General features: G+C 38.1%; 1 protein-coding gene. It reads right to left on the reverse strand.

What is annotated here, in order from left to right; translation table 11 throughout:
• Window positions 1–146: 146 nt before the first annotated feature.
• Window positions 147–992, reverse strand: coding sequence for an ornithine carbamoyltransferase (locus EJQ19_RS25480; protein WP_126144063.1), 846 nt, complete (start codon window positions 990–992; stop codon window positions 147–149).
• Between the last annotated feature and the right edge of the window lie 510 nt (window positions 993–1502).

A 1502-nucleotide genomic window follows, 5' to 3' on the forward strand; every position in this document is an offset into this window, starting at 1 on the left:
TAGCTCGACTCTTAGTAGGAATGGCTCGTAGTGATGTCGCATACAAACCCGATAAAATCTTTGCATTAGCAGCTTAACATAAACCTTATCTCACGCAAGTTGGCGTATTCGCAGGAGACAAAGAAAGCACGGAGTATCGGGATACGTTAGTTTAAAAGACAATGTAGCACGATTGCTTGTTGAACATGAAGTAAATTCTTCTTAAATGAATATCCAACAAAATATTCTGAAGCGATAGCGTCTTCACTAATCTCTTCCCCTCGAAAAAAAGGAGGACACGGATTCAAAATAGCATTTTTCTTAGTTAACTTCATTCTCTCTAAAGTTATTTGGTATTTATTGATGTACTCGTTGGTTCGCAATTCATTCGGTAAAGAATCAGTCAATATTACATCGCTTTCCTTTAGAATATCTTCAAGTTCAGTATGGAATTTGTAGTTAGGGGAATCTTTACCCAATTCATGACCTCTTGTACAAACATGCTTAAAATTAAGATTCATCACAGCTGCGATATCCGCCCAGGATTTGCAAATGTTCCCTGCTGGACCTACGAATGTATATACAAGCTCCTTGAAGTTCTCTCTTTGCCTGCTTATTGAATATAGGTCGGACAGAATCTCGCATGGATGGTTATCGGATGTCATCGCATTGATGATGGGAATAGCAGAAAGATTTGACAATTCTAGAACTTTTGTAAAATCAGAATGCCTAACAATAATGCCGTGAGACCAATTTTCCATGTATTTCATAACATCGCTTAATTGCTCCCTCTTGTCTAGGGTTTCTGGAGGGAATAATATGCATTCTCCCCCCAAGTCTTTTATGCCTTTCTCAAACGTTATTCTCGTTCTAAGACTGGATTCAGGAAAGAATAAAATAAATGTTTTACCAGTCAACAAATGCTCATCACTCTTTAAGCTTAACTTATCAGCTAGATGAAAGATATCAGTTATTTGTAGAAATGATAACTTGTTTATGTCCAACAAATTCATATACCCGCCCCCAAGTTAGGAATGCATAATTATACGTATTATTATATATTTATACAATACTAAATTCACCCTATTGAGTACAAGTATTAAAGTAATCTCCCTCTATGTAGAAACGCTTTGCTCTCAAATACTCTCGTTTTCTCAGCTTTTGACCTTTAAATACTTTTTAGCAGATAACATTCAATGGTATGAAGTTGTAGAGGAAGAAATTTATGGATATGCCGAGAGACAAAAGACTCTCTACCTAAACCACCTGTTGTAAAAAACGGATGGTATGGTAATGTATGGTTGCACCTTTGGATCTCCACATAAGCTCATGGTGGTCAACCCTCCCACATCTCGCAGAGTCTACGCTCCCACATTCCTTCATTCAACCTGTCCATGAGGTGGAGGTCAGATATGCTGCCCGACAGGATCCTTCGTCCGTATGTTAACGTTGTTCCGACTCATCCGTGCTTATTGTTATCTTGCTCTGCCTAGGTCATCATCACAAAAACGATCATTAAGCTG

It is taken from the genome of Paenibacillus whitsoniae (assembly GCF_003955665.1).
GTDB classification, from domain to species: Bacteria; Bacillota; Bacilli; order Paenibacillales; family NBRC-103111; genus Paenibacillus_E; species Paenibacillus_E whitsoniae.